This window comes from Brachybacterium kimchii, from assembly GCF_023373525.1.
Taxonomy (GTDB): Bacteria; Actinomycetota; Actinomycetes; order Actinomycetales; family Dermabacteraceae; genus Brachybacterium; species Brachybacterium kimchii.
The window spans coordinates 3,054,025-3,079,951 of sequence record NZ_CP097218.1 but is presented as its reverse complement, the minus strand read 5'-3'; the positions used below and the strand labels follow the sequence as shown (position 1 = coordinate 3,079,951).

The 25,927-nt window shown below is 70.3% G+C and carries 24 protein-coding genes, 2 tRNA genes and 1 pseudogene; 8 read left to right on the top strand and 19 right to left on the bottom strand.

Features of this window, described 5'->3' with window-relative positions; translation table 11 throughout:
- The first annotated feature begins 238 nt into the window (after positions 1 to 238).
- Together M4486_RS14090 and M4486_RS14085 are read left to right on the top strand one after the other, a co-directional pair.
- The gene (locus tag M4486_RS14090) at positions 239 to 751 is read left to right on the top strand and encodes a TolB family protein (protein WP_249477864.1); all 513 of its coding nucleotides are present in this window, start codon (positions 239 to 241) and stop codon (positions 749 to 751) included.
- Positions 748 to 1,332, top strand: a complete 585-nt coding sequence (locus M4486_RS14085) for a DUF1990 domain-containing protein (RefSeq protein WP_249477863.1) — start codon at positions 748 to 750, stop codon at positions 1,330 to 1,332. Before M4486_RS14090 ends, M4486_RS14085 begins: the two co-directional genes overlap by 4 nt.
- A gap of 70 nt (positions 1,333 to 1,402) precedes the next feature.
- Here M4486_RS14085 and M4486_RS14080 read toward each other — a convergent pair whose 3' ends face one another.
- From M4486_RS14080 to M4486_RS14070, 3 genes are all read right to left on the bottom strand, one after another.
- Positions 1,403 to 2,287, bottom strand: a complete 885-nt coding sequence (locus M4486_RS14080; RefSeq protein WP_249477862.1) for an SRPBCC family protein — start codon at positions 2,285 to 2,287, stop codon at positions 1,403 to 1,405.
- Positions 2,284 to 2,643, bottom strand: coding sequence for an ArsR/SmtB family transcription factor (locus tag M4486_RS14075; protein ID WP_249477861.1), 360 nt, complete (start codon positions 2,641 to 2,643; stop codon positions 2,284 to 2,286). The genes M4486_RS14080 and M4486_RS14075 overlap by 4 nt, the downstream gene beginning before the upstream one ends.
- Positions 2,644 to 2,879: 236 nt before the next feature.
- Positions 2,880 to 3,506 carry a superoxide dismutase gene (locus M4486_RS14070; protein ID WP_228359569.1) on the bottom strand — a complete coding sequence of 209 codons (627 nt, stop codon included), beginning with the start codon at positions 3,504 to 3,506 and terminating at the stop codon, positions 2,880 to 2,882.
- A gap of 207 nt (positions 3,507 to 3,713) precedes the next feature.
- Between M4486_RS14070 and fdxA the strand changes: the two genes are divergently transcribed.
- Complete coding sequence (gene fdxA / locus M4486_RS14065; RefSeq protein ID WP_200502004.1) at positions 3,714 to 4,043, top strand: ferredoxin; 330 nt, start codon at positions 3,714 to 3,716, stop codon at positions 4,041 to 4,043.
- Between the two features lie 48 nt (positions 4,044 to 4,091).
- On the opposite strand, the gene M4486_RS14060 is transcribed toward fdxA, so the two are convergent.
- From M4486_RS14060 to M4486_RS14035, 6 genes are all read right to left on the bottom strand, one after another.
- Complete coding sequence (locus M4486_RS14060; RefSeq protein WP_249477860.1) at positions 4,092 to 4,469, bottom strand: PH domain-containing protein; 378 nt, start codon at positions 4,467 to 4,469, stop codon at positions 4,092 to 4,094.
- A 54-nt stretch (positions 4,470 to 4,523) separates the two neighbouring features.
- Positions 4,524 to 5,486, bottom strand: a complete 963-nt coding sequence (locus tag M4486_RS14055; protein WP_249477859.1) for a DUF817 domain-containing protein — start codon at positions 5,484 to 5,486, stop codon at positions 4,524 to 4,526.
- Between the two features lie 154 nt (positions 5,487 to 5,640).
- A complete protein-coding gene (locus tag M4486_RS14050; protein ID WP_249477858.1) occupies positions 5,641 to 6,912 on the bottom strand; it encodes a sulfatase family protein in 1,272 nt (423 codons plus the stop codon).
- Between the two features lie 4 nt (positions 6,913 to 6,916).
- Positions 6,917 to 8,569, bottom strand: a complete 1,653-nt coding sequence (locus tag M4486_RS14045) for an extracellular solute-binding protein (RefSeq protein ID WP_249477857.1) — start codon at positions 8,567 to 8,569, stop codon at positions 6,917 to 6,919.
- 93 nt (positions 8,570 to 8,662) lie between these two features.
- Positions 8,663 to 9,616, bottom strand: coding sequence for a carbohydrate ABC transporter permease (locus M4486_RS14040; protein WP_249477856.1), 954 nt, complete (start codon positions 9,614 to 9,616; stop codon positions 8,663 to 8,665).
- A complete protein-coding gene (locus tag M4486_RS14035) occupies positions 9,613 to 10,653 on the bottom strand; it encodes an ABC transporter permease (protein ID WP_249477855.1) in 1,041 nt (346 codons plus the stop codon). The genes M4486_RS14040 and M4486_RS14035 overlap by 4 nt, the downstream gene beginning before the upstream one ends.
- 438 nt (positions 10,654 to 11,091) lie before the next feature.
- Between M4486_RS14035 and M4486_RS14030 the strand changes: the two genes are divergently transcribed.
- On the top strand, positions 11,092 to 12,096 hold the full coding sequence (locus M4486_RS14030; RefSeq protein ID WP_249477854.1) for a LacI family DNA-binding transcriptional regulator: 1,005 nt from the start codon (positions 11,092 to 11,094) through the stop codon (positions 12,094 to 12,096).
- A 25-nt stretch (positions 12,097 to 12,121) separates the two neighbouring features.
- Here the strand turns inward: M4486_RS14030 and M4486_RS14025 are convergent, their stop codons facing one another.
- Entirely contained in the window at positions 12,122 to 12,757 is a 636-nt protein-coding gene (locus M4486_RS14025) for a TetR/AcrR family transcriptional regulator C-terminal domain-containing protein (protein ID WP_249477853.1), read from the bottom strand.
- A 71-nt stretch (positions 12,758 to 12,828) separates the two neighbouring features.
- On the opposite strand from M4486_RS14025, the gene M4486_RS14020 reads away from it, so the two are divergent.
- Positions 12,829 to 13,773, top strand: coding sequence for a quinone oxidoreductase family protein (locus tag M4486_RS14020; protein WP_249477852.1), 945 nt, complete (start codon positions 12,829 to 12,831; stop codon positions 13,771 to 13,773).
- A 94-nt stretch (positions 13,774 to 13,867) separates the two neighbouring features.
- Here the strand turns inward: M4486_RS14020 and M4486_RS14015 are convergent, their stop codons facing one another.
- Positions 13,868 to 14,722, bottom strand: a complete 855-nt coding sequence (locus M4486_RS14015; RefSeq protein WP_249477851.1) for an alpha/beta fold hydrolase — start codon at positions 14,720 to 14,722, stop codon at positions 13,868 to 13,870.
- 57 nt (positions 14,723 to 14,779) lie between these two features.
- On the opposite strand from M4486_RS14015, the gene M4486_RS14010 reads away from it, so the two are divergent.
- Entirely contained in the window at positions 14,780 to 15,259 is a 480-nt protein-coding gene (locus tag M4486_RS14010) for a MarR family winged helix-turn-helix transcriptional regulator (protein WP_249477850.1), read from the top strand.
- 32 nt (positions 15,260 to 15,291) lie between these two features.
- Here M4486_RS14010 and M4486_RS14005 read toward each other — a convergent pair whose 3' ends face one another.
- The 3 genes and pseudogenes from M4486_RS14005 to M4486_RS13995 all read right to left on the bottom strand — a co-directional run.
- The gene (locus M4486_RS14005; protein ID WP_249477849.1) at positions 15,292 to 15,693 is read right to left on the bottom strand and encodes a VOC family protein; all 402 of its coding nucleotides are present in this window, start codon (positions 15,691 to 15,693) and stop codon (positions 15,292 to 15,294) included.
- Positions 15,694 to 15,703: 10 nt separating this feature from the next.
- A complete protein-coding gene (locus M4486_RS14000) occupies positions 15,704 to 17,731 on the bottom strand; it encodes a hypothetical protein (RefSeq protein ID WP_249477848.1) in 2,028 nt (675 codons plus the stop codon).
- 223 nt (positions 17,732 to 17,954) lie between these two features.
- Positions 17,955 to 18,551: pseudogene (locus tag M4486_RS13995) on the bottom strand (ABC transporter ATP-binding protein); the annotation flags it as partial.
- Positions 18,552 to 18,650: 99 nt separating this feature from the next.
- Between M4486_RS13995 and M4486_RS13990 the strand changes: the two are divergent.
- On the top strand, positions 18,651 to 19,268 hold the full coding sequence (locus M4486_RS13990) for a TetR/AcrR family transcriptional regulator (RefSeq protein ID WP_249477847.1): 618 nt from the start codon (positions 18,651 to 18,653) through the stop codon (positions 19,266 to 19,268).
- A 186-nt stretch (positions 19,269 to 19,454) separates the two neighbouring features.
- Here the strand turns inward: M4486_RS13990 and M4486_RS13985 are convergent.
- The 3 genes from M4486_RS13985 to M4486_RS13975 form a co-directional block, all read right to left on the bottom strand.
- Positions 19,455 to 19,530, bottom strand: a tRNA-Ala gene (locus M4486_RS13985).
- 22 nt (positions 19,531 to 19,552) lie between these two features.
- On the bottom strand, positions 19,553 to 19,699 hold the full coding sequence (locus M4486_RS13980; RefSeq protein ID WP_249477846.1) for a DLW-39 family protein: 147 nt from the start codon (positions 19,697 to 19,699) through the stop codon (positions 19,553 to 19,555).
- 23 nt (positions 19,700 to 19,722) lie between these two features.
- Positions 19,723 to 19,796 (bottom strand) — tRNA-Ile (locus tag M4486_RS13975).
- Between the two features lie 313 nt (positions 19,797 to 20,109).
- Between M4486_RS13975 and M4486_RS13970 the strand changes: the two genes are divergently transcribed.
- Entirely contained in the window at positions 20,110 to 21,780 is a 1,671-nt protein-coding gene (locus tag M4486_RS13970) for a molybdopterin-dependent oxidoreductase (protein ID WP_249477845.1), read from the top strand.
- A 401-nt stretch (positions 21,781 to 22,181) separates the two neighbouring features.
- Here the strand turns inward: M4486_RS13970 and M4486_RS13965 are convergent, their stop codons facing one another.
- Together M4486_RS13965 and gyrA are read right to left on the bottom strand one after the other, a co-directional pair.
- The gene (locus M4486_RS13965; RefSeq protein WP_249477844.1) at positions 22,182 to 22,958 is read right to left on the bottom strand and encodes a DUF3566 domain-containing protein; all 777 of its coding nucleotides are present in this window, start codon (positions 22,956 to 22,958) and stop codon (positions 22,182 to 22,184) included.
- A gap of 3 nt (positions 22,959 to 22,961) precedes the next feature.
- A complete protein-coding gene (gyrA, locus tag M4486_RS13960; RefSeq protein WP_283257929.1) occupies positions 22,962 to 25,886 on the bottom strand; it encodes a DNA gyrase subunit A in 2,925 nt (974 codons plus the stop codon).
- Positions 25,887 to 25,927: the final 41 nt, after the last annotated feature.

The window sequence follows — 25,927 nt, the reverse complement described above, 5'->3', positions numbered from 1 at the left end:
TGGACCCTCCCGTCCGACGGCTCGCAGGCCCCTCAGCGGGTCGACGCGCCGGGACTGCCGCCCGTGAACAACGACCACGTGCTCGCCCCGGACGGCACCGGAGTCTTCGCCTCCGCGAGCGACCACCACATCTGGCACGTCCCCTTCGACGACTCCCCGATCCGCCGGGTGACCAGCGAGGACGGCGTCTGGCACTTCCTGCACGGCGTGAGCCCTGACGGGGCTTCTGCTCGGCTACGTGCGCATCGAGCTCAGCGGCGAGGACGCCTGGTCGCGGGCCCTGATCCACACCGTGCGCACCGACGGCTCGGACGACCGCCGGGTCACCACCGACCCCGGTCCCGCCGACGGCTGCGAATGGACGCCCGACGGCTCCTGGATCCTGCTGAACACCGAGCAGTTCTCGACGACCCCGGGCCATGCGCAGCTCGCCCGGGTGCGGCCCGACGGCACCGGCATCGAGCAGCTGACCTTCGACGAGCGCGTGAATTGGTTCCCGCACATCGCCCCCACCGGCGACGTCGCCGTCTACCTGAGCTTCCCGGCCGGCACGACCGGGCACCCCGCGGACCGTCCCGTCGAGCTGCGCATGGTCGACGTCGACGACTGGACGAGTCCGACGACGCTCGTCGCCCTCGACGGCGGCCAGGGCACGATCAACGTCCCCAGCTGGGCGCCGGACGGTTCGGCCTTCGCGTTCGTCGACTACCCGTTCCCGGACGCGCCGTCCCCGGACGACCCCGCTGCATGAGCCGGCGCGCCCGCACACGCGGAGTGGTCCCGCTGGCGCCCCGCCGGGCGGCGCGGCTGCGGGATGCCGAGGTCACGGCGCCGTGGGATGCCGCATCAACGGGCATCGTGCCACCCGGCTTCCGCGGCATCGGGCGCTCTGCGCCGCTGGTCCGGCGCGACCTGGATGGGGCCGGCGAGGACCTGCTCGGGTGGCGGATGCACACGCGCGCAGGCCTCGAGGTCGCCGTGGGTCCCGAGCACGGTCGGGAGGGCACCGTGCACCCCGGCGAAGTCATCGAGCTGCGCCTCGGCGTCGAACGGCTCGACCTCGGACCGCTCGGCGTCCGTGCACCGTGCCGCGTCCTCGAGGTCTTCGAGGAGCCCGACCGCCGCGGCCTCACCTACGGCACGCTCCCGGGGCATCCGGAGTCGGGGATCGAGCGCTTCGAGGTCCTCCGAGCGGCCGACGGCGCGCTGCGGCTGAGGATCTCCGGATACTCGCGGCCCGGCTCTCCTCTGGTCGGGGCCGGAGCCCCGCTCGCGCGGATCGTCCAGGAGCGCATCACGCGCCGGTACCTGCGGGCTCTGGACGAGGAATGACGAGACGGCCGGCCCCTCGCGGCGCGGCCAAGGACGGTACGTGCACTCTTCGGCGGGCCGCGGCGCGGTCTCAGGCGACGTGCGCGAGCGCGGCGGCGGCGATCGCCTCGACCGCGCCGAGGCCCCACTGCTCGAGAGCCGCGTCCCGCTCGGCCGGATCGGTGCCGCGCACGGTGAGCAGCATCCTGGCGCCATGGCCGGTGCCCTCCAGGAGCTCGAAGCGCACCTTGTCGCCGGGCTCCCCGGCCCCCGTGTCGAAGGCGATCAGCCGCGGGGCCTCGACCTCGGTGACGGTGCCGAGCACGACCTCCGGGGCCTGCGGAGCGCGCAGCTCCTCGCCGACGCGGGGCACCGCATGGGCGACCTCGGGTTCCGCGGCACCGCCGAGGAACAGCTCCCAGGCTACCTCCGGGGGGCACACCAGCTGCCGCTCGAACCGAGCCGACCAGCACTCGGCCGTCTCCTCCATCACGGGCCGACCGAGCGCGAAGCGGTGGGCGAGCTCCTCGTGGCGGGCGTACCGGGGGCCCGGTTCCTGCGGAGCCTCCCCCACGATGACGGAGCCGAGCAGCTCGAGGCAGGACTCCCATCCGGTGGCGACGCTCGCCGCGGCGGGACGATCAGCGAGCCGGTCGGTGAGGACGAGCTCGGTGCCCTCGTCGTCGCCGGAGAGCTCGAGGGTCACCACGTCCGTGTCCCAGGTGAAGCGCAGCAGGCGGGGCGGATCGAGGGCGAGCACCTCCCCGAACTCGGCGGGGTCCCCCGCGAACTCGGCGAAGCGCACGGTCCCGCCGGTGCGCAGCTCGAACTCCGGTGCGCCGGGGAACCACGTGGCCAGGTGCTCGGCCTCGGTCACGGCGCGCCAGACGCGGTCGATCGGGTGGGGGTAGCGACGGCGGACGACGATGTCCGTCCCTCCGTCGACGTCGTGCAGCTCGGGGTCGGAGCGGGTCATGTCGTCTCCTCGTCCTCCATACGGTCCAGCCGGTCGCCCAGTCGGTCGAGCCGGTCCTCCCACAGCCAGCGGTACGGCGAGAGCCAGTCCGCGAGCTGCGCGAAGGGCTCAGGACGCAGGGCGTACCAGCGCTGCCGCCCCTCGGCACGGGCCTCGACGAAGCCGTTCTCGCGCAGCACCCGCAGCTGTTTGGACACCGCGGCCTGCGGTGCTCCGGTGCGCTCGATGAGCGTGCCGACGGGCGCCGGCCCCTCCCGCAACACGTCGAGGATCTCCCGGCGCAGCGGCAGGGCGAGCACGGTGTGCACGGTGGTGGACGGGGCGTCGGGATCGGCGTCGTGGTCGACGGAGGACATGAGGCATGTATACCTTCGGCGACATATGTCAGTCAAGGCATTCATCGGTCGCGCCGGGCACGACGTCGGCCCGCGCCCCCTGTAGAAGGGGCACGGGCCGGGACCCGCCGGACACGGGACGCTCGGAGCATCAAAGCGCGCAGAGCCGACGTGCCGCGAACGCGGCCGGTGGCCAGAGCGGTGCCGGTCCTCAGGGGCCGGCGCGGAGGTCAGCGGGTCTGCTGCGTCGTGGTCTTTCAGGCGCCGGGGTTGACCAGGCCCTTCGTGCTGCGCGCGTTCTCGAACCGCGCCTGGACATCCGCCCAGTTCACGATGTTCCAGATCGCCTTCACGTAATCGGCCTTCACGTTCTGGTAATCCAGGTAGAACGCGTGCTCCCACATGTCCAGCTGGAACAGCGGCACCGTCGCGACCGGGATCCCGTTCTGCTGATCGTAGAACTGCTCGATCACCAGGTTCCCCTCGATCGGCTCGTACGCCAGGATCGCCCAGCCCGACCCCTGGATCCCCAGAGCCGCCGCCGTGAACTGCGCCTGGAACGCATCGAACGACCCGAAGTACTCGTCGATCGCGCTCGCCAGCTCACCGGTGGGCTTGTCCCCGCCCTCGGGCGAGAGGTTCTTCCAGAAGATCGAGTGGTTCGTGTGACCACCCAGGTTGAACGCCAGATCCTTCGACAGCTGGTTGATCGAACCGAAATCGTTCGCCTCGCGCGCCGCCGCCAGCTTCTCCAGCGCCGTGTTCGCACCCTTCACATAGGTCGCATGGTGCTTGTCATGGTGCAGCTCCATGATCCGGCCCGAGATATGGGGCTCCAGCGCCGCGTAGTCATAATCGAGATCGGGAAGCGTGTACTCCGCCATCGTGGATTCCTCTCCTGTGGCTGATTGGACGTCTTCGACCGTAGGACCTCAAGTGCACGTGAGGTCAAGGGCCGGGACGCGGGGCATCGGCCGGGCCGGCCGACGCTCTCACCGAGGATTGACCTCAAGCGCGCATGAGGTTCTACCGTCGAGGGATGCGGGAGCACCCGCGACGAGCGAGGAGCGAGCGAGGAAGGAGCCGCGAGCGTGACCTATGTGATCGCCCTGCCCTGCGTGGACGTGAAGGATCGCGCCTGCGTGGACGAGTGCCCCGTGGACTGCATCTACGAGGGGAACCGGTCGCTGTACATCCAGCCCGACGAGTGCGTGGACTGCGGCGCCTGCGAGCCGGTGTGCCCGGTCGAGGCGATCTTCTACGAGGACGATCTGCCCGACGAGTGGGCGGACTACTACAACGCCAACGTCGAGTTCTTCGACGAGCTCGGCGCCCCCGGCGGCGCCGCGAAGACCGGTGTCATCGACAAGGACCACCCGCTCATCGAGGCGCTGCCCCCGCAGGAGAATCCCCTGGAGTGAACTCTCAGCAGGGCGGGCCCGCAGTGGATGCAGGACTCCGCTGAGGGGTCAGCTTCCCTGCAGAACGGCCCAAGCGATGAGCGAGTCGAGGCGGCGAATATCGGCCCCCTTCTTCAGCAGGACCTTGATGTGCCCGGCCTTCGTCCACAGCTCGAGCTCTGAGTTCAGATCGAGGAAACCGCCCGCGTTCTCCGATGACCACATAAGGATGCTCGAGTAGGGCAGGGAGTAGATCTCGACCTTCTTCCCGGTCACCCCCTGTGCATCCCGGACGATCAGTCGCTTCGTCGTGAAGATCGCGGAGTCACGGAACGTCTTGAAAGCAGTGACAGCCTGCTCCCCCTGGACGAGAAGGCTCGTCACGTCGTCCGGAACGGGAATCTCCTGCTGCAGCGTCCACGAGGTGATGGCGGGGATCGAGTCCATGAACGAATGATGCCATCGATGGGAGCCATCTATCCCCGGTTCCCCACGCCGCTCTCATGGACTCACCGGAAGGGCATCCGGTGAATGCCCCTCGAGTCCAGCCGTTTCCTCCTCAGGCGGAGCCTGCGGCGGGTGCACGACCGTCACCAGCACCACCGAGATCATCATCAGCAGCAGCCAGGCCACCATCTTCGTGAGCGGCACCGGCTCCCATCCCGCCTGCTGGTGCGGGTAGATCCAGGCGCCGGCGGCGGTGCCCACGTTCTCGGCGACCCACAGGAAGAACGCGGTGCCGGCGAAGGCCGCGAGCACCGGCATGCAATGCCAGGCGCCGCCACGGTGGTTGCGGAAGCTCATCATGCATCGGCCGAACAGAAGCGCCACCAGCACGAGGAGCACCCAGCGGGCGTCGGGCAGGAAGTGGTGGGTGAAGAAGTTCGCGTAGATCGCCGCTGCGAGCAGCGCCGTCGCCCATCGCGGCGGGTAGCGCGTGAATCGCAGGTCGAACAGCCGCATCACGCGCACCATGTACGAGCCGACCGCGGCGTACATGAACCCCGTGTACAGCGGGACCGCGCCGACGCGCAGAAGGCCCTCGCTCTCGTACTCCCACGAGCCGACATGGGTCTTGAACACCTCCATCGCGGTGCCCACGACGTGGAACATCACGATCGTGCCCATCTCGCGAAGTGTCTCCAGGCGCAGCGCCAGCATGAGGACCTGCAGCGCGAGCGCGGCGATCACCAGCGCATCCGCCCGTGCGAGCGGCGCACCCTCGAGGTACAGCAGCCGCGCGAGCACGAGCAGCGCGAGCATCGAGGCGCCGAACACGCACGCCCACGCCTGCTTGAGCGTGAAGACCACGAGCTCGAGGGCGCGCAGACGCCACGGGCCGGCGTTCTCGGCGAGCGCGCGCGTGCGCCGGTGCGCCCAGGCGTCGATCCGCTGCTCGAGCGGGGTGAAGGTGCGCGAGCGAGCGTCGGACCGGGCCCGCTGTTCACGGTTGTCGTCCCCCATGCGGCGAGGCTACGAAGATCCTCCGTGCCACGGGCGGGGGAACGACGCAGGTCAGGAGAAGGAATCGCGTCACCCCTGGGGAGATCCTGTGTGCTCGGCAGTGCGCCGGTCACCGGCGGCTTCGTCCACCGGGGTGCAGGACCCTGCTCGGCCGTCACCCGGTGCGGGGCGGACCCCCGTGGACGTTCGCTCCGGCAGGCGGGGGGATCGGCCCGCGCGCGAGCGGGTCGTCGGTCTCGCGCATCCAGCTCTCCAGGCGTGCTCTCATCTCGACCAGGACGTCTCCGTAGGCGGGGTCGTCGACGAGATTGCGGGACTCACCCGGGTCGAGCGGGAGATCGAAGAGCATCTCCGTCTCCGGCGCCCGGTCGCCCCATCCCCTCTCCACGAGGTACTCCTTGCTGGGACCCGCATCGGTGTGCTCGAGGATCCTGTGGTCGAGCTGTCGGAACGCGCGGGCATAGGCGAAGCGCTCGGTGCGCACGGTTCGCTGCGGCTCGTAGTCCACGTGGTAGGTGAGCTCGGCATGGACGGCGTCGTGCAGCGTGACCCCTTCGTCCTCGAGAAGGGGGGCCAGTGACGTGCCGCGCAGCCCCTCGGGGGCGGGCACCTCCGCGAACTCGCAGAGGGTGGGGAACAGATCCAGCTGGCTGACCAGCGCGTCGCTCACGGTGCCGGGGCGGACGCCTGGCCCGCGCATCATCAGCATGACCCCGAGGCCGGCGTCGGTGAGCGTGCATTTCATCCCCGGGAACGCCGGTCCGTGGTCCGTCGTGCAGATGACGAGCGTGCGATCGGCGATTCCGGCGCGATCGACCGCATCCAGCACCGCGCCCACCGCGTCGTCGAGACGCCGCACGCTCGCCGAGTACCCCGCCATGTCCTCGCGGGTCTCCGGCGAGTCCGGCAGGTGCGCCGGCGCCCGCAGATAGCGGGCGTCGTCGTGGCGTCCCGGCTCCGGATAGGGACGGTGGGTCTCGATGACGCCGATCTCGAGGTAGAACGGCTCCTCGTGTGCGCCCGACACGAATTGGGCCGCGACCGGTCCCACGTCGACGGCCGAGTGGCTGTCGACCGGCAGGATCTCGTCGAATCCGAGCAGCGCCGGGTCCTCGGAGACGTGCTGCAGCCCCGCGAGAGCCGTGTGGTAGCCCGATCGGCCCAGGACGTGGCTGAGATGCTGCGTGGGATCGGTGAGGGAGAAGCCCCGATGGCTGAGACCCAGCATCCCGACCTCGTGCGGCCAGCGCCCGGTGAGCAGCGCCGCCCGGCTCGGGGAGCACGTCGGCGATGCGGAGAACGCGTGCCGGAAGACGATTCCCTGCTCGGCGAATCGCTGCATCCGCGGGGTGGGCGCGGCGTACCCGTACGGGCTGATCCAGCGCCCCGTGTCGTGGGAGTTCAGATAGATGATGTTCGGTCTCACGGGATCAGCCTTCGGCGGCCTCGGACAGGGCCTTCTCGTACTCGTCCCGCATGGTGTCCCCGCCGTTCTTCTTCCAGGTCTTCACCGCTCCGGCCCACGCGCTCACGGGTTTGCGCCCCTGGATGATGTCGCTCTCGATGTCACCCAGAGCGCTGCCGATCTGCTTGCCTTTGCGGGACTGCGTCTCGGAGTAGAGACCCGTCGTCGGGTTCTTCACGGCGTTCGGGATCGAGGCGGCCTCCGCCGCGTGCTGGTCCTTGGTCACCTCGGGCGCTCCGGGGGTGAAGTTCACCCACGGCCCCTGGCCCACGTACCGCAGGGCCAGCTGGGTCTCGTTGCGGCCCTTCTCCGTCAGCACGGGGTCCGTGCCCTTGAGCTCGTGGTCCACCCCTTCGATGCCGAACATCTTGAAGGTGTACTCCTCGCTGCCGAACGGGGCCGCGAAGTAGTTGAGCACGTCCAGCAGCGCCTCGGCCCGGTCCTCGGCCTTCTTGCTGATCGCAGTGATGTTCTGCGAGGTCGGACCGTGCCAGATCGGTGCCGTTCCCCCGCCGTCGGCCTTGGGCGGCTGGAGGACGTTCAGTCGGAACCCGTCGGGGAGGGGGTAGTTCTGGAAGTCGGCCCAGGCGGTGAGCGTCCCCTGCAGCAGCGGTGTGGTCCCGTTGATGACCCAGGTCTTCTGCTTCGGGCCGTCCGCCGTGAAGGCATCCGGATGGAGCAGCCCGTCCTTGACCATCGCGCGCACCGCCTCGAGGGCATCCTCCTGCCGCTCGTGCTCGTTCGCACTGGTCAGCTTCCCGTCGGCCTCGGACCAGCCGTTGGGGATCTCGAACATCTCGCGCACGAACTGGGTGGGTGCACCGCCGAGCGCCCATTGCTTGCCGCCGGTGAGCTCGCGGCACGCGTCGGTGAAGTCCTCCAGGGAATCGGAGGTCACCTCCACGCCCTTGTCCGCGAGGAAGTCCTTCCGCGTGTACATGACGATGGACTGCATGCCTCCGCGGGGGATCGGAATGGCGAAGATCTTTCCGCCGTAGACGCAGGCCTGCCAGGTCTCGGTGGAGATGTTCGCCAGGAACGGGTACTTCTTGACGGCGTCCCCGGACAGCAGGTCCGTGAGGTCCGCCGCCTTCGCGGAGAGCATCGCGGGAAGGCTCGGCACGTCGCCCGGGAAGAAGGTGAAGATCTCCGGCAGCTTGTCGCCGGCCAGCGTCGTCTGGAACCGGTCCGCGAAGTCGCCCGTGGGGACCACGGTCACCTTCATCGTGCAGCCCAGGCGCTTGTTGAGCTCCTGCCAGTACTTGTTCTTGTCCATCGCCGGCGGGGCGGGGTTGTTCGTCAGGGCGAACACCCCGAAGTCCTTCCCGTCGCCGGGGGTGCCCTCCGTGACCTTCTTGGGCTTCTCCGGATAGGTCAGCATGGCGTCGCTGACCCCGTCCTCACCGGGCAGGTCGAATTCGATGCCCTTGTAGGGGATGTGGCTCGGGAACACGGCGTCCGAGTTGTCGCCGACGGCCGCGCTGCCGCGGCCCTCGTTGCTGCATCCGGCGACGGTGAGAGCGCCGAGGGCGCCCGCTCCGAGTGCGCCGACGCCGAAGGCGCGACGGGAGAGGCCTCGTGCGGCGGATGCGGTGGGGTTGTTCGGGGTGCTGTCCATGGTCTGACTCCTCATCGAGTGTGCGGACTGGTCGGAACGGGTCGGGACTGGTCGGGAGACCTCAGGTGTGGGCGCGGTCGGCCGCTGCGGGGCTCATCCCTTGACCGCGCCGGTGAGCATGCCCTTCGCGAAGTGGCGCTGGAGGAAGGGGTAGACGATCAGCACCGGCAGCACGGAGACCACGAGGATCGCCATCTGCAGGGAGATCTGCGGTGGGAGCGAGGCGCCGTCGATGCCGATGTCCTGGCTGCCCAGCTGGGTCCCCTGCACCACGTAGGTGCGCAGGACCATCTGCAGCGGCCACTTGCTGTTGTCGTTGAGGTACAGCAGGGCGTTGAAGAACGAGTTCCAGTAGCCGACGGCGTAGAACAGGCCGACCACGGCGAACACGGCCTTGGACAGCGGCAGTCCGATCCGCAGGAACAGCTGCAGCTCACCGGCGCCGTCCACCTTCGCGGAGTCGAGGATCTCCTGGGGCAGCTGCACGAAGAAGGAGCGCACGACGACCACGTTGAAGGCGGAGACGCAGGTGGGGATGATGAGCGCCCAGAGCGTGTCGAGCAGCCCCAACTGCTGCACGACCAGGTACCCGGGGATGATGCCGGGGCCGAACAGGAGGCTGATGAGCACGATCAGCAGCAGGGGGCGGTTGCCGAAGGTGCCCCGGCGGCTGAGCGCCCAGCCCAAGGATGCGGTGAGGGCGAGGCTGATCGCGGTGCCGACCACGGTCACGAAGATCGAGACCCCGAGGGCGCGGGTGACGACGCCGCCGGCGAAGATCAGCCGGTAGGAGTCGAAGTCGAGGCCCTTGGGGAGCAGCACGAAGCCGCCGGCATCGGTGACCTGCTCGGGACTCGCGACAGACGTGGACACGACCCCGATGAAGGGGACGACGACCGCTGCGCAGCAGATCAGGAGGACGATGCCCTTGATGATCGACTCGACCGGTCCGGGTGTCGGAATGCCGTCGATCATGCGGCGGCGTCTGCGCTTCGGGGCCTGGGGTGCAGACGTCGCCGTGGGACGGATGCTCTGTGCGGTGCTCATGCCTTGTACACGCCTTCCTCGCCGAACATGTGCGCGATCTTGTTGGCGCCGAGCACGAGGATCAGTCCGACGATCCCCTTGACCAGGCCGACGGCCGCCGCGACTCCCCAGTACCCGCCGACGACGCCGTTGTTGTAGACGTACGTGTCCAGCACCTGGGCGACGCCTGTGCCCACGGCGTCCTGCTGGAGGATCAGCTGCTCGAAGCCCACGGAGAGCGAGTCGCCGAGCTTGAGGATGAACAGCATGATGATGATCGGTCGCATGCCCGGCAGGGTCACGTGCCAGGTCTGGCGCCAGCGCGAGGCACCGTCGACCGAGGCGGCCTCGTAGAGGGACTTGTCGATGCCCGCGAGCACGGCGAGGAAGAGGATCGTCGCCCAGCCGGTGTCCTTCCAGATGACCTGCGAGGTGAGGAGCGCGTAGAAGACGTCGGCGTTGCCGATGATGTCCACTGCCTTCCAGCCGTGGTCCTGGAGGAAGTTGTTGAGCAGTCCGGCTCCGCCCAGCATCTGCTGGAACAGGGCCACCACGATCACCCACGAGAGGAAGTGCGGGAGGTAGAGGACGGACTGCACGGCCTGGCGGATCCTGTTCGAGACGAGGCTGTGCAGGGTCAGGGCCAGCAGGATCGGGGCCGGGAAGACGAACACGGTCTGCAGCAGGGTGATGATCAGGGTGTTCTTCAGGGCGTTGAGGAACTCCGGGTCCCCGTTGAAGAGGATCGAGAAGTTCTCGAAGCCCACCCACAGGCTCTTCCCGATGCCGAGATACGGCTGATAGTCCTGGAAGGCGATGACGTTCCCGCCGAGCGCGAGGTAGTGGAACGTGACGATGACGGCGATGCCCGGGAGCGCGAGCAGCAGCACGGTGCGGTCGCGCCACATGCGCTTGTACCAGGGGAGCCGACGACGGCGCAGGGGTCGGCCCGTGCCACCAGGCGCAGCGGCCGGCTCGCCCGGACCGGTCGACCCGGCCGTCCCGCCCGCTCGAGGAGGGCTGATCTTCTGTGTGCTTGACGTCTGTTCGAGGGTCACGGGGGCCCTCCCTTCTGCAGGCCGTTCACCATCCGTGGTCGATGAGCGGGAATGCGGTATGACGGGGTGAAAGCGGTTGCCGAACGGCTTGTGCTCCCACCGTGGGGCGAGGGGGATGAGCGGGTCTCAGCGTGGGCGGATCCGGGAGACCGGGAGCGAGGACCAGGGACGACACCGTCCGAGTGATCGATCACTTGATTCCCACGTTAGAGGGTGCGGTACCGCCTGACAAGGGGTCAACGCGCTTGCCGCCGGTTGCCACGTCGTCCACGGGCGGGGCCCGACTCGCGCGCGCCCTCGACACGCGGGAAGATGCAGGTGCGAGGCCTGTGGTCACGGTCGACCACGCGCCGCACGGCCGGAGAGCGAGTGCGACGCGCCCACGAGGAGAGGACCCGAGCGGGGACGGGACACGGAGATCGGGAGAAGAGGAGTGCGATGTCGGGGCTGACGGGCAGGGCGACCATCTGGCAGGTCGCGGCGCGCGCGGGGGTCTCCCACCAGACGGTGTCGCGATTTATCAACGGTGATCCGCGCATGCGCCCCGAGACGCGGGCGCGCGTCGCGGCATCCGTCCGCGAGCTCGGCTACCGCCCCAATCTCGCGGCCCGCTCCATGCGCACGCAGCGCAACCAGCGCGTGGCCGTGGTGCTTCCTGCGATGATCCACCAGGGTCTCGCGATGGCCCTGGGCGGCGCCGTCCTCGCCGCCAACGAGGAGGGTTACGCGGTGCAGGTCGTCAGCGAGAGCGGTGACCTCGAGGAGCGTGCGGATCGCGTGCGGGAGATCGCGGAGTCCGGAGACGTCGACGGCGTGCTCGCGCTGATCCCGCTCCCCCCGGCGTCACCGGGCGCCTCGCCGAGCAGAGCCGCGGTGGTGATCGCCGACGACTACGACGAGGGCTCGCGCTCGATCGGGGAGCTCGCCGACGCGAGCCCGATCGCGGAGATGATCGAGCATCTCGCAGACCTCGGGCATCGCCGATTCCTCCACGTCACGGGCGAGCTGCGCTTCCACTCCGCTCGCGAGCGGAAGCGGGTCTTCGTCGAGACGATCGAGGGGCTCGGGCTGGGACCGGCGCGCGTTCACGAGGGGACCTGGACCGCGCAGGCGGGACGCGAGGCGATCAGCGCTCTCGGCGACGTCGATCGGCCCACCGCGATCATCACCGCGTGCGACCCCACGGCCGCCGGCGTTCTCGAAGCGGCTTCCGAGCGCGGCTGGTCGGTCCCCGGAGACCTCAGCGTCACGGGCTGGGACAACCATGTCCTGGGCGCGAACATGCGACCCTCCCTGACCACGGTCGACACCGACCATCGACAGCTCGGGCGCAACCTCATGCATCGACTCACGGCCTCGCTGCGGAACGAGGACCCGCCGGCCGACGAGGCGCCCCTGAACGAGATCCTCTGGCGCGGCTCCACAGGCCCGGCGCCCCGCTGATCAGGCACTGCCTGCGCGGGCGATCTCAGGGGGCCAGGCTCGTCGCGACCCCCGCGAGCACCATCGCCAGCTGCGTCTCGAACCGCTCCTGCGGGTCGGACCTCAGGTGCCCCGTGCGGCGCACGAGCGGCGCATGCTCGCCGATGAACGCGTCCCTGCGCTCCGGGTCGTAGCGCTCGGGATCCTTCTGCGCGGACTGCGAGCGCTCCTGCTCCTCGATCACGAAGCCGACCACGAAGGCCGTCACCAGCTCCGCGGCGTCGACGGCGGTCTCGAGAGGGGTCCCGCCAGCGGTCCACGCCTCGAGCCACGGCTCCTGGGCTCGCAGCACGTCCGGGTCGGTGAGCCGGGTGCCGCTGAAGGTGCGGGCGCCGTCGCGATGCACCAGGTACTCGCGACGCAGAGCCCGTGCGTACTCGCCGAGCGATTCCAGGGTGCTCGCTCCGGGGCGGGGCGCGGAGGAGGCGATCACCCGCCGCTGGATCTCGGTCCCCATTTCGTCGAGGAGCTCCTGCTTGCCGTTCACGTGCCAGTAGAGCGCGGGCGCCTTGACGTCCAGCCGGGAGGCGACGGCGCGCACGGTGACGGCGTCCGCCCCTGCCTCGTCGAGCACGTCGAGGGCGGCCTCCACGATGCGCTGCCTGGTGATCCCCTTCGCCATGCTTGACACCTTAACAAAGTTAAAGCATGCTGATGCCGCTATTGAACTTAGTTAAGGAAGAGGAGCGTCCCATGCGCGCAGCCGTCGTCACCACACCCGACAGCCTCCCCACAGCCACCGATTTCCCCGACCCCGAGCCCCAGCAGGGCGAGGAGCTGATGACCCTGGTGGGTGCCGGCATCCATCAGGTCGTGCGCTCGATCGCGTCCGGTCGTCACTACGGGAGCACGGACCGCTACCCGCTCGTGCCCGGGGTCGACGCCGTCGCGCGCCGTGCCGACGGCACCCTCGTATACACGGGCTTCGCGCGGGCTCCCTGGGGCACCATGGCCACCTCCATGGCCACGCCCTTCGGGCTCCCGCTCCCCTCCGGCGCCGATCCCCTCGCGATCGCCGCGGGGATGAATCCGGCCATGTCGGGCTACCTCCCGCTGGTGGACCACCGCGAGACGCACGGTGAGCTGGGCACCGTGCTCGTCCTCGGCGCCACCGGCATGGCAGGGCGCGCCGCCGTGCAGTCCGCCCTCGCCCTCGGAGCGTCGAGCGTGATCGCCGCCGGCCGCGACGAGCAGTCCCTGGCCGAGCTCACCTCACTCGGCGCGCGTCCCGCGGCGATCGGGCACTCTCCCGAGCCGCTGGCCGCGGAGATCGCCCGCTCCACCCCGTCCCTCGTGCTCGACTACGTCTGGGGCCCCGTCGCGGAGGCGACCTTCGCCGCTCTCGGACGACGCGGGCTCGGGGACGACGCCGCGCAGATCTCCTACGTCCAGATCGGGAGCCTCGCTGGGACCGACGCGCCCCTGCCCGCGAGCCTCCTGCGCAGCCGGCGCATCACCCTCAGCGGGAGCGGAGCGGGCTCGGTGGACACGCAGCAGCTGATGGCACGACTGCCCGGTCTGATGGACCTGATCGCCGACGGCACGCTGCAGATCCCCTTCACCGCGTACCCCCTCGCGCGTGTGGCCGAGGCCTGGCAGCACGCCGGCCGGGGCCGCGCGGTCGTGGTGCCCGACTGAGACCGGCTCAGCGCCGTGCATCAGGTGCGCCGGGCTCGTCGCGAGACACCACCCCACCCCGCCCCGGGCACCGCCCGGATGCCTGCCCCGGAACTCAGACATCTCTGCTCGCGAGGAACTCCGCTACAGAGGCGTCGAACAGATCCGGCCGCTCGAGGTTCGGATAATGGGCGACGCCGGGGATCTCCTCGTACTTCCCATCGGGGACCGAGGCGGCGAGCCGCTTCCCCATCCGTCGATGGTCCGTGCCGTCGACCGCCCCGCACAGGGCGAGGACAGGAACGTCGATCCGGTCCAGGCGCTCCCAGGTCTGCGTGACCGGCGTGAACGGCATCGGCGCGATCGGGATGCCGCCCGCATCGAGTCGGAGATGCTTGGCCACCGTGTCCCTCGCCATGGTCTCCACGAGCTCGACCACGCGCGGGTCCACACCGCCGCGCTCGCGGCGCGGGCCCGCCGTGAATTCACTGAACACCGAGATCCAGGCCTCGAGATCCCCGGAGGACTCGGCCGCCTGCCACCTCCGCAGGACGTCCAAGCACCACGGATCCGTGAAGGTCGGCTCGCTCGTGCCCGTACCGCTCACCACCAGGGCCGACGCCCTGCCGGGATGCTCGAGCGCGACATCCACCGCGGTCCCTCCGCCCATGGAGACGCCCGCCAGCACGGCCCGCTCGATCCCGAGGGCGTCGAGCAGGGCGATGACGTCGTCCCCGAGCCGGTAGGGGCTCCGCGCATCGGAGGACTCGCCGTGGCCGCGCGCGTCGGGGACGATCACTCGACGATCGGGGAAGGACGCGACCTGGGGTCTCCACATCCGATGATCCACCGCGCCGCCGTGGAGCAGGACCAGAGGGACTCCTTCCCGGGCGGGCGCTGCGGAGGCGGGGATGTCGAGGTAGGCGATCGTCTGTTCGGGGAGGGTGCGCCGCTGCATCGTCGCTATCATGACACCTAGGGTGTCATGATGTCGACATTTTGACAACCGAGGTGTCATGATTCTGTCATGAGCACTCCCCTGGATCCCGAAGAACTGGCCGATCGCCTCGCGGAGGTCTACGTCGCGATCGGGCCCGTGTATCGCACGGTCGCGCGGATCGTGGAGCGCAGCGAACCGATCATGGGCATGTCGACGGGAGTGCGCAACGTCCTGGATCAGCTGCGCCGCGGCGGCGACCTCACGGTGCCTCAGCTGGCGAGCGCCCAGGATCTGAGCCGGCAGTTCGTCCAGCGGATGGTCGATGATGCCTCCGCGGCCGGCTTCGTCGAGAGGCGCCGGAACCCCTCCCATCGGCGCTCGTTCCTCGTGCATCTCACGGCCGACGGGGAGGCCGCCATCGCCGCGGTCGCCGCTCGTGAGCACACGCTGATGGGTCAGGTGGGCGGCGAGCTCACCGGCGCCGAGGTCGACACGACGCTGCGGGTCCTGCACCACATGCAGCGTGCCCTCGTGGCGATCGACGACCGCGCCGCCCCGCCGCGCTGAGACGCATACGGGCCGTCTGGCGCGGGCGATGATCACGAACCCGTCAGCACCACCCGGTTGCCGTCCGGATCGGCCAGCACGAGGATGCGGGCCCCGCCGCCCGGCTGCGGTCCGTCGTGCGCGATGCCGTGCGTGAGGAGGCGCTCGGCGTCGGCGTCGATGTCCGTCACGACCAGGGACACCGTGGAGTGCCCGGCGCTCTCCGGCTCCGTCCACACCTGCAGTCCGAAGCCCGGCCCCAGGTGCCACTCGAGCAGCCCGGCCATGGGGCGGGCGTCCGGCGGCGAGCCGCACAGGATCGTGAACCACTCCTCGGCGCGGCCGACATCGGTCACCGCGCACTGCCCCAGAAGTCCTTCGAACACGGCGTACTCCTCTTCGCGGACGTCGTGGCCCATCCTGCTCCCGATCGCGGTCTGCCGCACCTCATGCACCTCGTGCTCCTCACCCTCCTGACAGCAGCATCCGCAGCTCCGCGGCGCGGGACTCGAGCGGCCACAGGCGGGTCTCGCCCAGGGTGACGAGCTCGCGCCCCGGCGGCGTGATGTGGCGGGCGATGTCCCCGATCAGGCCGCAGATCTCCTCCGGAGCCGGCAGGCGATCCATGAGCTGCACGCGCTCCTGACCGACCTCCAGGACCAGTGCGCGCGGTTCACCCTCTGATCCGGTGATCCGCAGCTGCACGTCTCTCCTGCCGACGGACCGGGCGAGTTTCCGCGCCGCTCCGGGCAGCCCCTCGGCCCTCTGGTCGGCGATCTCCCGCGCCGACCACACGCAGACATGCCCGAACACCGAACGGTGCCCGCGATGGGCCGTGCTCAGCAGACCCGTCCACGAGGAGTGTTCGGCGCAGCGCGCGGCGAACTCCCTGTCGGCCAGATCGACGAGCGAGATCCCGCAGTCCTCGAGCGCGGCGAGGCGTCCGGACGGTGTCATCGAGAGCATCAGGTCGTGGGCTCCCGTGCGATCCGACCAGTCGAACCAGGTGCGCTCCTGCATCCCCGCGGCGAGGTGCCGGCCCACGTCGCCGAAGGCGATGCGGGCCATCTCCTCCATCTCGTCGACCTGCCAGACCGCGACCAGCGCGCCGATCACGGGGGAGCTGCGGGAGCCGGGGTGCAGCGCCACCCAGCGCTGGGCGTCGTCACGCAGCTCGGCGGCGGCGAGCTCCAGGAACAGATCGGCGTCCCAGCAGGGACGCCTGCCACCGAGCAGCTCCACGGGAGCAATGATCACCCGCCCGTCGATCATCGCGGTGACCTCGAGTCTCCTCGGTCCGAGCGTTCTCGTCGTGACCCGCGGGATCGCGAGTCCCGGGCGTCCCACCTCCGCCATCGCCCGGAGGCTGCGAGTGAGGGAGGCGACCAGCCGCGTCGAGCGCTCCTCCTCGGGCACCAGCGCCGGAAGATGCACGATGCCCCGCAGCAGACCTCGGTGGGCGACGACTCCCGGCACCGTGAACAGATCGTGGTACGGGCGATCGTGCATGCGGGGGATCCGCGCCGGTCCCCGCGCGGGCAGCTCCGCTGCGATGTCGGCGGCCCAGGGGAACAGCCCCACCCGGCGCAGGTTCTCGAGCTGATCCGCGAGCGTCATCGGAGGGTGCACGCCCTGCCACGCCGGCACGTCCACGGAGGACACGGCAAGACCCGAGGTCATCCGAGCAGCACCGAGGGAGAAGGGCACCTGCTCGGACGTCGAGTGCTGCTCGACGCGCTCGAGCCATTCCTCCCCGGCGCGCAGCGTGGGAGGCAGCACCTCGAGGATCAGGCGCCGCAGGTCTGCTTCATGCTCGGTCGGCACGACGAGGCAGAGATCCGGCGCCTCCTCGACGAGGTCGCGATACATGACGAGGCTCCACCCCTCGGGCAGGATCGCGTGCAGCCCGTTGCGCAGACGATCCCGCAGCCCCGTGCCCCCAGCGTCAGCGCCCGAGCCGCCGAGCCGAGCACGGCACTTCTCGGCGGCGTCCGACGGCTCGACGGCCTCCCCGGTCTCGGACGTCGGCAGAGGCGAGGATGGGGCGGGCCCGGCGACGTCGTCCACGCCGGGCCGCGTGGCACGGACCGGCCCCACCCCCGGGAGCACGGCGCGCAGGCGACGGGAGATCCGGCGTATGAGATCGAGCTGCTCGGCCCACGGCATGTCGTCCCCGTCGGCGCAGCCGGCCGAGAAGGCGAGGTCCTCGAGCTCGATGCGGACGCGGTGCTCGAGCGCCGGCACGCCCCCGATGTCCTCGCACAGCAGCCACCAGAAGCATGCGCGCCGGTGCGGGGGGATGGAGTGCGCTCCGCTGCCGCGGCCGCCGAGGTCCTCGGGGGTCACACCCCGAGCCACCGCACGCGCGAGCATGCCGGGATCGCAGTCCGGATGCAGGCGCAGTCCGAGCGCTGCGAGCCGGTCGATCTGCTCGTCCAGGGTGGGGCCGGAGGCTTCCAGGGGCACGGCGCTGCCGCGCAGGAAGTCAGCCATCAGCGCGCCCTGGCTCCATCTGAACGCTCCCCGGCGTCGACCGCGGTGATCGCGTGCCCTCTCGCAGCATCTGGGCTGTCCTCCCGGCCCTCGCCCCCCGGTGATGTCGTGCTGGCGCGCAGTCGCCGATGCGGACGGGTGGTTCGCTCCCGTATCGGCCATCTTCCTGCGCACGGTCACGCTATAGCGGGATCAGCGCACGGTCGGAGGATCTCTGCGGTTCTTCACATATCTGACGAACGGCCAGGATGTGGCTGGACAGCAGCACTGTCGTGCCGCGGGCCTTGGCCTCGGCGACGACCTCCTGGAACACGTTCTCCATCAGCGGGTCCAAGCCGCTGGTCGGCTCGTCGAGGATCAGCAGCTCGACGTCCGAGGAGAGTGCGGCGACGATGGCGACCTTCTGACGGTTCCCCTTCGAGTACTGGCGGCCGCGCTTGGTGGGGTCGAGCTCGAACCGCTCGATGAGCTCCGCCCTGCGCCGCTCGTCGAGGCCTCCGCGCAGCGAGCCGAGGAGGTCGATCGCCTCGCCGCCGGTCATGCCCGGCCACAGCGACACGTCACCGGGCACGTAGGCCAGGCGACGGTGCAGCTCCACGACGTCCTTCCACGGGTCGCGCCCGAGCAGCGCCACGCTGCCGCCGTCGGCCCTCAGCAGGCCCAGCAGCACACGGATCGTGGTCGACTTCCCGGCTCCGTTCGGGCCGAGGAAGCCGTGCACCTGTCCCTTCTCCACGGCCAGGTCGAGGCCGCTCAGAGCTCGGAACCTCCCGAAGGACTTCGTCAGCCCTCGCACATCGATCACGGTGTCCGTGCTCATCGGTCCGCCCCTCTCATCGGTGGTCGTGGAGTGCACGCGCCAGTGCAGGCGGAAACTCCACGGGTGAGGAATTCTTCGCATGCAGAGTATCGTGAGGGCATGACGGACACCAGCCCCCAGCCCCGTCGCAAGCGCCCGACGGGTCGGCGAACCGGCGACAGCGGAACGCGCGACGCGATCCTCGACTCCGCTCGCGACCTGTTCGCCGAGCACGGCTACGAGGGAGCCTCGCTCCGTGCCATCGCCGCCCGCGCGGGGGTGGACTCCGGGCTGATCCGCCACTTCTTCGGCGACAAGGAGTCGCTGTTCGCCACGACGATGGCCGATCGCACCGTGATCCCCGAGCGCCTGGCCGCCGCCGTCGCCGGCCCCATCGAGACCCTGGGTGCGCGCGCCACCGACGCCTACCTGCGTCTGTGGGACGACGAGGAGACGAAGCCGATCCTGCTCGCGCTCGTGCGCTCGGCGATGACGTCCCAGCACGGCGCCGAACTGCTCGTCGACGTCATCGGCGGACGCGTGCGGGAAGCCTCACCGCTGCCCTCGCTCGACGATCCGAGAGCACCGCGTTTCGCCCTCGCGGTCTCCCACCTGTTCGGCGTCGCCGTGGCGCGCAACGTTCTGAAGATGCCGGTGCTCGCCGAGATGCCCCATGACGAGCTCGTCGCGCAGCTCGCGCCGACCATCCAGAACTACCTGACGGGAACCCCGGACTGAGCCGGGGCGACTCCGCTCGGCACCCCCGGGAGCTCGCGATCAGCGGCGGGACCAGGCACCACGTCGGGCCGCATCGCCACCGGGACGCTCGGCGATCCCTCTGACCTGCGGCGCTGGGAGGGCCCGAACGCCTCCGGACATGCCAGAGGCCGCCTCCCGCGAGCGGGAGACGGCCTCTGTACTGCCTGGTGGAGACTAGGGGGATCGAACCCCTGACCTGAAGCTTGCAAAGCTACCGCTCTACCAACTGAGCTAAGTCCCCGTGTCCGAGCTCTCGGATGAGCTCAGGGCTTCGACTGCTGCTCGCTGATCTTCTCGGCCTCGGCCCAGAGATCGTTCTCGAGCTTGTCCGCCTCGACCTTGCGCCACACCAGGACGCCTGCGACAGCGCTGGAGACGAGGACCGCGGAGTACGTGAGCAGCTTCTTCATCGGAACCTCCGAAAGCGTGGGAGTGGGCCTAACTGGACTTGAACCAGTGACCTCTGTCTTATCAGGACAGCGCTCTAACCGACTGAGCTATAGGCCCGTGTGCTGCGGATCCGGATCACCGGGCCGCACCGACGCTCAACTGTAGCGAAGCGTGCGCTTCCGCGTCCAACCCGACGGGGGCCCTGTACCGGACATCACAGGCCCCTGACCGGGCCGTCCCTGATCGGAGCGTCTCCGGCCGGGCCGGGAGCCGCGGCCCCGAGCACGGCCCCGCCCGCTGCGCCTCACCCGCGTCCCATCCCTTACGGCTTCGTCACAGGTATCGACGCCCTTCGCGCACAGGAGCAGACTCGTATCGACCGCGCCCCGTCGATCGCCGATGCCGCCCGGTCGGGAAGGAGCGTCGCACCGTGGTCGATCTGCACTCGCGACCGAGCACGGGGAGCGACCCGCGACGGCCAACGGCTCCCCGCCCTCTGCGCGGCATCCCGTGGTGGTCGGCCCTGGCCGGGATCGCCTCGGGCCTCGTCCTGCTCGCGGTCTCAGGGGTGTGCTCGCTGGCCTTCAGCTCGTCGTCCGCGCCGCTGATCGCGGTGGGCGGTGCCTTCGTCGACGTGGTGCCACCAGGGTTGAAGGACCTGGTCATCGGACTGTTCGGCACGCGCGACAAACTCGTGCTCGGCATCTCGATGCTGCTGGTGTACGCCGTGGTGACGGGGCTGCTCGGAATACTCGCCGCGAGGCGACCGCGAACGGCGGCCGTGCTGCTCGCCCTGCTCGGCGCCGCCGCCGGCGTCTTCGTCCTCACCCGCGCCCAGAACTCCGCGGCCGACGTGGTGCCGACCCTGGCCGGGACGGTGATCGCGGTCGTGAGCCTGCTCGCGCTGGTCAGCAGATCCGGTGCCTCCCCGTCGGCCGACGGGCAGGACGGGCGGAAAGCACCCGCCCGTCCCGGCGCGTTCCCATCTGCCACCGCGTCCTCATCCACCACCGTGCCTTCCTCCGCGGCCGCCCCGCCCCGCCGGACCCTCATCGCGGGCACGGGCGTGCTCGCCGCCATCGTCGCCGCCGGCGCGCAGGGTCTCGCGACCAGCCGTGATCTGAGCCGGAAGGTCGCGCAGTTCGTGCTGCCCACCCCGCAGAAGCGCGCGGCGCCGATCCCCGCCGGGGCACAGGTCGACGTCGCGGGGATGCCGCCGTTCGTCACCCCGAACGGCGACTTCTATCGGATCGACACCGCTCTCGCGGTGCCCCGCGTGGACCCCACGAGCTGGAGCCTGCGGATCCACGGACTCGTGGACCGCGAGATCGCGCTCGACTTCTCCCAGCTGCTCGCCGAGCCCATGGTCGAATCCCATGTGACGCTGACCTGCGTCTCCAACGTCGTGGGCGGAGATCTGGCGGGCAACGCCACGTGGATCGGCGTGCCCGTCGCCCGGCTCCTGGAGCGTGCCGGTGTGCAGGACGGCGCCGACATGGTCCTCTCCCGCTCGACCGACGGCTTCACCGCCTCCACCCCGCTCGAGGCGCTCACCGACGGACGCGACTCGCTGCTCGCCGTGGGCATGAACGGCTCCCCGCTGCCGCCCGAGCACGGCTACCCGGTGCGGATGGTCGTCCCCGGGCTCTACGGCTACGTCTCGGCGACCAAGTGGCTCACGGAGCTCACGGTCACCCGCTTCGCCGACCAGACGGCGTACTGGACCTCCCGCGGCTGGTCGGAGCGCGGCCCCATCAAGACCGCCTCGCGCATCGACGTGCCCCGCGAGGGCAAGGACGTCGAGGCCGACGGGGAGGGCGCCGTGATGCTCGGCGGCACCGCCTGGGCGCAGCACCGCGGTGTGCGCTCCGTGCAGGTCCAGATCGACGACGGGAGCTGGCTCGACGCCGAACTGGGCACGGCGGTCACCTCCGACACCTGGACCCAGTGGGCCCTGCGCTGGGCCGACGCGCGCCCCGGTGAGCACACCGCCCGGGTGCGGGCGACGGACGGCACGGGCGAGCTGCAGACCTCGCAGCACGCCGATCCTGCGCCGAACGGCTCGAGCGGCTGGCACACGATCCGCTTCACCGTCGCCTGAGACGGGAGGGGCGGCCGCCGCAGCCACCCACGCGCGCCCCGGTCCGGCCCGTCGCCCATGGGCGCCCGAGTCCGGCCCGTCGACCATGGGGGACCCGGTCCGGCTCGTCGACCAGGGGCGACCCGGTCCGGCTCGTCGACCATGGGCGCCCCGGTCCGGCCTGTCGTCCACCGGCGCATAGCGGACCCCTCTGCCGTATATGGCAGTGATGTCGCCCTGGCGCCGATGGCCGACACGGCACGCGCAGCAGAGCCCGCGGGAGCCCACGCGGCCCGCCGCCGCACCCCTCCGTTCACGCAGAAGCGCCCGGTGCCGCCGTGGCGGCACCGGGCGCTTCGCAGAGGTGCGCGGAGGAGGTCGGCGCGCGACGGATGGCCACCGCGCTCGCTCTCAGCCGGCTGTCACTCGTCGGTGAAGGTCATCTTCAGCCCGCCCAGCAGGGCGGCGACGATGTTGTAGAGGAACGCGAGGAGCGTGCCGAGCGCCGTGATGATGACGATGTCGACGACCGCGGCGATGGTCGCGTAGCTGATCATCTTGGAGAACTTGAAGTACTCCATGAAGGGCAGCGGCTTGTCGTTGTTGAGGTCGCGGCCGATCTCGTCGATCTTGTCCCAGATGCCGATGACCTCGACGAGGTTCCACAGCACGGCCACGGCGACGACGGTCGCGATGCCCACGGCGATCGCGATCAGGAACGACATCTTCATGACGGAGAAGGGGTCGATCCGCGAGAGCGTGAGGCGGATGCGGCGGGGCCCGCCGGAGCGGGTCGGCGCCTTGGCCGTCGCCTTCGCCGGGGAGCGGCTCGCCCCCTTGTTCGCGCTGCTCGCGCCGACGGTCCCGCGGGAGTTCGCGCTCGACGCGGAGGTCGCGGAGCCGGTGCGCTGGGCACCGGTCCGCTGGGCGGAGGAGGTGCCGGCGTTCTTGGTGCCGCCCGTCCTCGCGCCAGTGGTCTTCGCACTGCCCGTCCTCGAGCCGCCGGCGCCGTTCGCGGAGCCCGCGGAGTTCGCGGTCGTCGCAGAGCCGTTCGACGCGCCCTTCGAGGAGGTCCTCGAGGAGCTCTTCGCGGGCCCCTCAGCGTCGTCGGTCGGTGTGAACGTGACCGTGGGCGCGCCCTCCGTGCCGCCGGCGCCGCCCGGGCGGCTGGGCGTCGAACCGTTCTTGCTGCTTGCCACGGGTCACTCCTCCGATGAGACGTCGCCGGTGGACGCGTCGTCGCTCGACGCGTCGTCGGACGCATCCGAGCCTAGAGCATCTGCGTCCGCATCCTCGGCAGACGCGTCGGGCGTCTGCTCCGCGGGATCGGCCGACGCATCGCCCGACGGATCATCCGTGAGCACGGCCGCGGCATCGCTCGCGGCGGTGGTCGACGGATCGTCCGCTCCGTCCTCCGGATCGGCCTCGTCGAGGTCGACGTCGGACTCGGCGCTCACGGCGACCAGCACGATGTGGTCGTTCTTGCCGGGCTTGGCGAAGACGACGCCCATGGTGGTGCGGCCCTTGACGGGGATCTCGGCGACGCGCGAGCGCACCACCTTGCCCTTCTCCATCACGACCAGCAGCTCGTCGCCCTCCTCGACGACGGCTGCGCCCACCAGGTGGCCGCGGTCGTCGGGCAGCTTGGCGACGCGGATGCCGAGGCCGCCGCGGCCCTGGACCCGGTACTCCTCGATGTCCGAGCGCTTGGCGAAGCCTCCGTCGGTCACGGTCACCACGTAGGTGCCGGGACGCACCACGTCCATCGCGAGCAGCTCGTCGTCGTGGCGGAACTTCATGCCGGTGACGCCGCTGGTGGCGCGACCCATCGGGCGCAGCACGTCGTCCGAGGCGGGCATGCGCACGCTCTGGCCGTTGCGCGAGACCAGCAGCAGCTGGTCGTCGCCGTCGACCACGCGGGCGGCCACGAGCTCGTCGGGCTGGGGCCCGTCGGCCGTCTCCATCTCGCGCAGGTTCACGGCGATGATGCCGCCCGTGCGGGACGAGTCGAACTGGGTGAGCGCGGTCTTCTTCACGAGGCCGTGGCGGGTGGCGAGCACCAGGTACTCGGCGTCCTCGTAGCTGGAGATCGCGAGGACGGAGGCGATGTGCTCATCCGGCTGGAAGGCCAGCAGGTTCGCCACGTGCTGGCCCTTGGCGTCGCGCGGCGCCTCGGGGATCTCGTAGCCCTTGGCGCGGTAGACGCGGCCGGCGTCCGTGAAGAACAGCAGCCACTGGTGGGTGGTCGTGGTGAAGAAGTGCTGGACCACGTCGTCGTCACGCAGGCTGGCGCCGCGCACGCCCTTGCCGCCGCGCTTCTGGGCGCGGTACTGGTCGGTGCGGGTGCGCTTGACGTAGCCGCCCTTGGTGATGGTGACGACCACGTCCTCCTCGGGGATGAGGTCCTCCATCGACATGTCGCCGTCGAAGGGCAGGATCTCGGTCCGACGGTCGTCGCCGTACTTCTCGACGACGCCCGCGAGCTCCTCGGAGACGATGTCGCGCTGGCGCTGCGGGGAGGCGAGGATCGCCTTGTACTCCTCGATGAGGGCCTGCAGGCGGTCGTGCTCCTCGATGATCTTCTGGCGCTCCAGGGCGGCCAGGCGACGCAGCTGCATCGAGAGGATCGCGTTGGCCTGGACCTCGTCGATCTCGAGCAGCTCCATGAGGCCGGTGCGGGCCTCGTCGGCATCCGGGGAGCGGCGGATCAGCGCGATGACCTCGTCGAGCGCGTCGAGCGCCTTGAGGTAGCCGCGGTAGATGTGGATCTGCTCCTCGGCGCGGTCCAGACGGTACTGGGTGCGGCGCACGATGACGTCGAGCTGGTGCTTCGTCCACTCGCGCACGAAGGAGTCGACGGACAGGGTGCGCGGCACCCCGTTCACGAGCGCGAGCATGTTCGCGCTGAAGTTCTCCTGCAGCTGGGTGTGCTTGTACAGGTTGTTCAGCACGACCTTCGCGACGGCGTCGCGCTTGAGCGTGAGCACGAGGCGCTGGCCGGTGCGGCCCGAGGTCTCGTCGTTGATGTCGGCGATGCCCTGGAGCCTGCCGAGCTTGACGAGCTCCGCGATCTTGCGGGCGAGCGAATCGGGGTTGACCTGGTACGGGAGCTCCGTGACGACGAGCGCCATCCGCCCGCGGATCTCCTCGGTGGAGACCACGGCGCGCTGGGTGATGGAGCCGCGGCCGGTGCGGTAGGCGTCCTGGATGCCGCGGGTGCCCACGATGGTCGCGCCCGAGGGGAAGTCGGGGCCCTTGATGCGCGCGAGGCACGCGTCCAGCAGCTCCTCCTTCGTGGCCTCGGGGTTGCGCAGCAGCCACTGGACGGCCTCGGACACCTCGCGCAGGTTGTGCGGCGGGATGTTCGTGGCCATGCCCACGGCGATGCCGGCGGAGCCGTTGCACAGCAGGTTCGGGAAGCGCGCCGGCAGGATCGTCGGCTCCTCGAGGGTGCCGTCGTAGTTGTCCTGCATGTCGACGGTGTTCTCGTTGATGTCGCGCACCAGCTCGAGGGCCAGCGGCGCCATCTTGCACTCCGTGTACCGCGAGGCGGCCGCGCCGTCGTCGCCGGCCGAGCCGAAGTTGCCCTGGCCCAGGATCAGCGGGTAGCGCATGTTCCAGGGCTGCACGAGGCGCACCATGGCGTCGTAGATCGCGGAGTCGCCGTGGGGGTGGTAGCCGCCCATGACCTCGCCGACGACCTTCGCGCACTTCGAGAAGGAGCGGTCGGGCCGGTAGCCGCCGTCGTACATCGCGTAGACGATGCGGCGATGCACGGGCTTGAGGCCGTCGCGCACGTCCGGGAGGGCGCGGTCCACGATCACGCTCATCGCGTAGTCGAGGAAGGAGCGCTGCATCTCCTGGTTCAGGTCGACCTGCGTGATGAGGTCGCCCTCGCCCTCGTCGAGCGGGTCCACCAGGGTGATCACGCGCTCGGAGGCCTCGCCGACCTCGATCTGGGTGCCGCCGGCGTCGGGCCCGTCGGGGCCGACGGGCGCTCCCGAGCCGGTCGCGTCGTCGGAGGGGTCGGGGACGTCGCCCGCGCCCTCGGCGCCGGTCGGGGTGTGCGGGTCCTCGGGGCCGCCCGGGGTGCCGGGGTTCTCGGGGGTGTCGGAATCGTCGTTCATCAGCTGGCGCCTTTCGTTCAGGGCCTGTCAGTACGGGTCGT

What these genes read in the sequence shown, in the direction of transcription:
- M4486_RS14085 (WP_249477863.1), top strand. Translation starts at nt 748, where the DNA reads ATGAGCCGGCGCGCCCGCACACGCGGAGTGGTCCCGCTGGCGCCCCGC.
- M4486_RS14080 (WP_249477862.1), bottom strand. Translation starts at nt 2,287, where the DNA reads ATGACCCGCTCCGACCCCGAGCTGCACGACGTCGACGGAGGGACGGAC.
- M4486_RS14075 (WP_249477861.1), bottom strand. Translation starts at nt 2,643, where the DNA reads ATGTCCTCCGTCGACCACGACGCCGATCCCGACGCCCCGTCCACCACC.
- M4486_RS14070 (WP_228359569.1), bottom strand. Translation starts at nt 3,506, where the DNA reads ATGGCGGAGTACACGCTTCCCGATCTCGATTATGACTACGCGGCGCTG.
- M4486_RS14060 (WP_249477860.1), bottom strand. Translation starts at nt 4,469, where the DNA reads ATGGACTCGATCCCCGCCATCACCTCGTGGACGCTGCAGCAGGAGATT.
- M4486_RS14055 (WP_249477859.1), bottom strand. Translation starts at nt 5,486, where the DNA reads ATGGGGGACGACAACCGTGAACAGCGGGCCCGGTCCGACGCTCGCTCG.
- M4486_RS14045 (WP_249477857.1), bottom strand. Translation starts at nt 8,569, where the DNA reads ATGGACAGCACCCCGAACAACCCCACCGCATCCGCCGCACGAGGCCTC.
- M4486_RS14040 (WP_249477856.1), bottom strand. Translation starts at nt 9,616, where the DNA reads ATGAGCACCGCACAGAGCATCCGTCCCACGGCGACGTCTGCACCCCAG.
- M4486_RS14030 (WP_249477854.1), top strand. Translation starts at nt 11,092, where the DNA reads ATGTCGGGGCTGACGGGCAGGGCGACCATCTGGCAGGTCGCGGCGCGC.
- M4486_RS14025 (WP_249477853.1), bottom strand. Translation starts at nt 12,757, where the DNA reads ATGGCGAAGGGGATCACCAGGCAGCGCATCGTGGAGGCCGCCCTCGAC.
- M4486_RS14020 (WP_249477852.1), top strand. Translation starts at nt 12,829, where the DNA reads ATGCGCGCAGCCGTCGTCACCACACCCGACAGCCTCCCCACAGCCACC.
- M4486_RS14015 (WP_249477851.1), bottom strand. Translation starts at nt 14,722, where the DNA reads ATGATAGCGACGATGCAGCGGCGCACCCTCCCCGAACAGACGATCGCC.
- M4486_RS14010 (WP_249477850.1), top strand. Translation starts at nt 14,780, where the DNA reads ATGAGCACTCCCCTGGATCCCGAAGAACTGGCCGATCGCCTCGCGGAG.
- M4486_RS14000 (WP_249477848.1), bottom strand. Translation starts at nt 17,731, where the DNA reads ATGGCTGACTTCCTGCGCGGCAGCGCCGTGCCCCTGGAAGCCTCCGGC.
- M4486_RS13990 (WP_249477847.1), top strand. Translation starts at nt 18,651, where the DNA reads ATGACGGACACCAGCCCCCAGCCCCGTCGCAAGCGCCCGACGGGTCGG.
- M4486_RS13980 (WP_249477846.1), bottom strand. Translation starts at nt 19,699, where the DNA reads ATGAAGAAGCTGCTCACGTACTCCGCGGTCCTCGTCTCCAGCGCTGTC.
- gyrA (WP_283257929.1), bottom strand. Translation starts at nt 25,886, where the DNA reads ATGAACGACGATTCCGACACCCCCGAGAACCCCGGCACCCCGGGCGGC.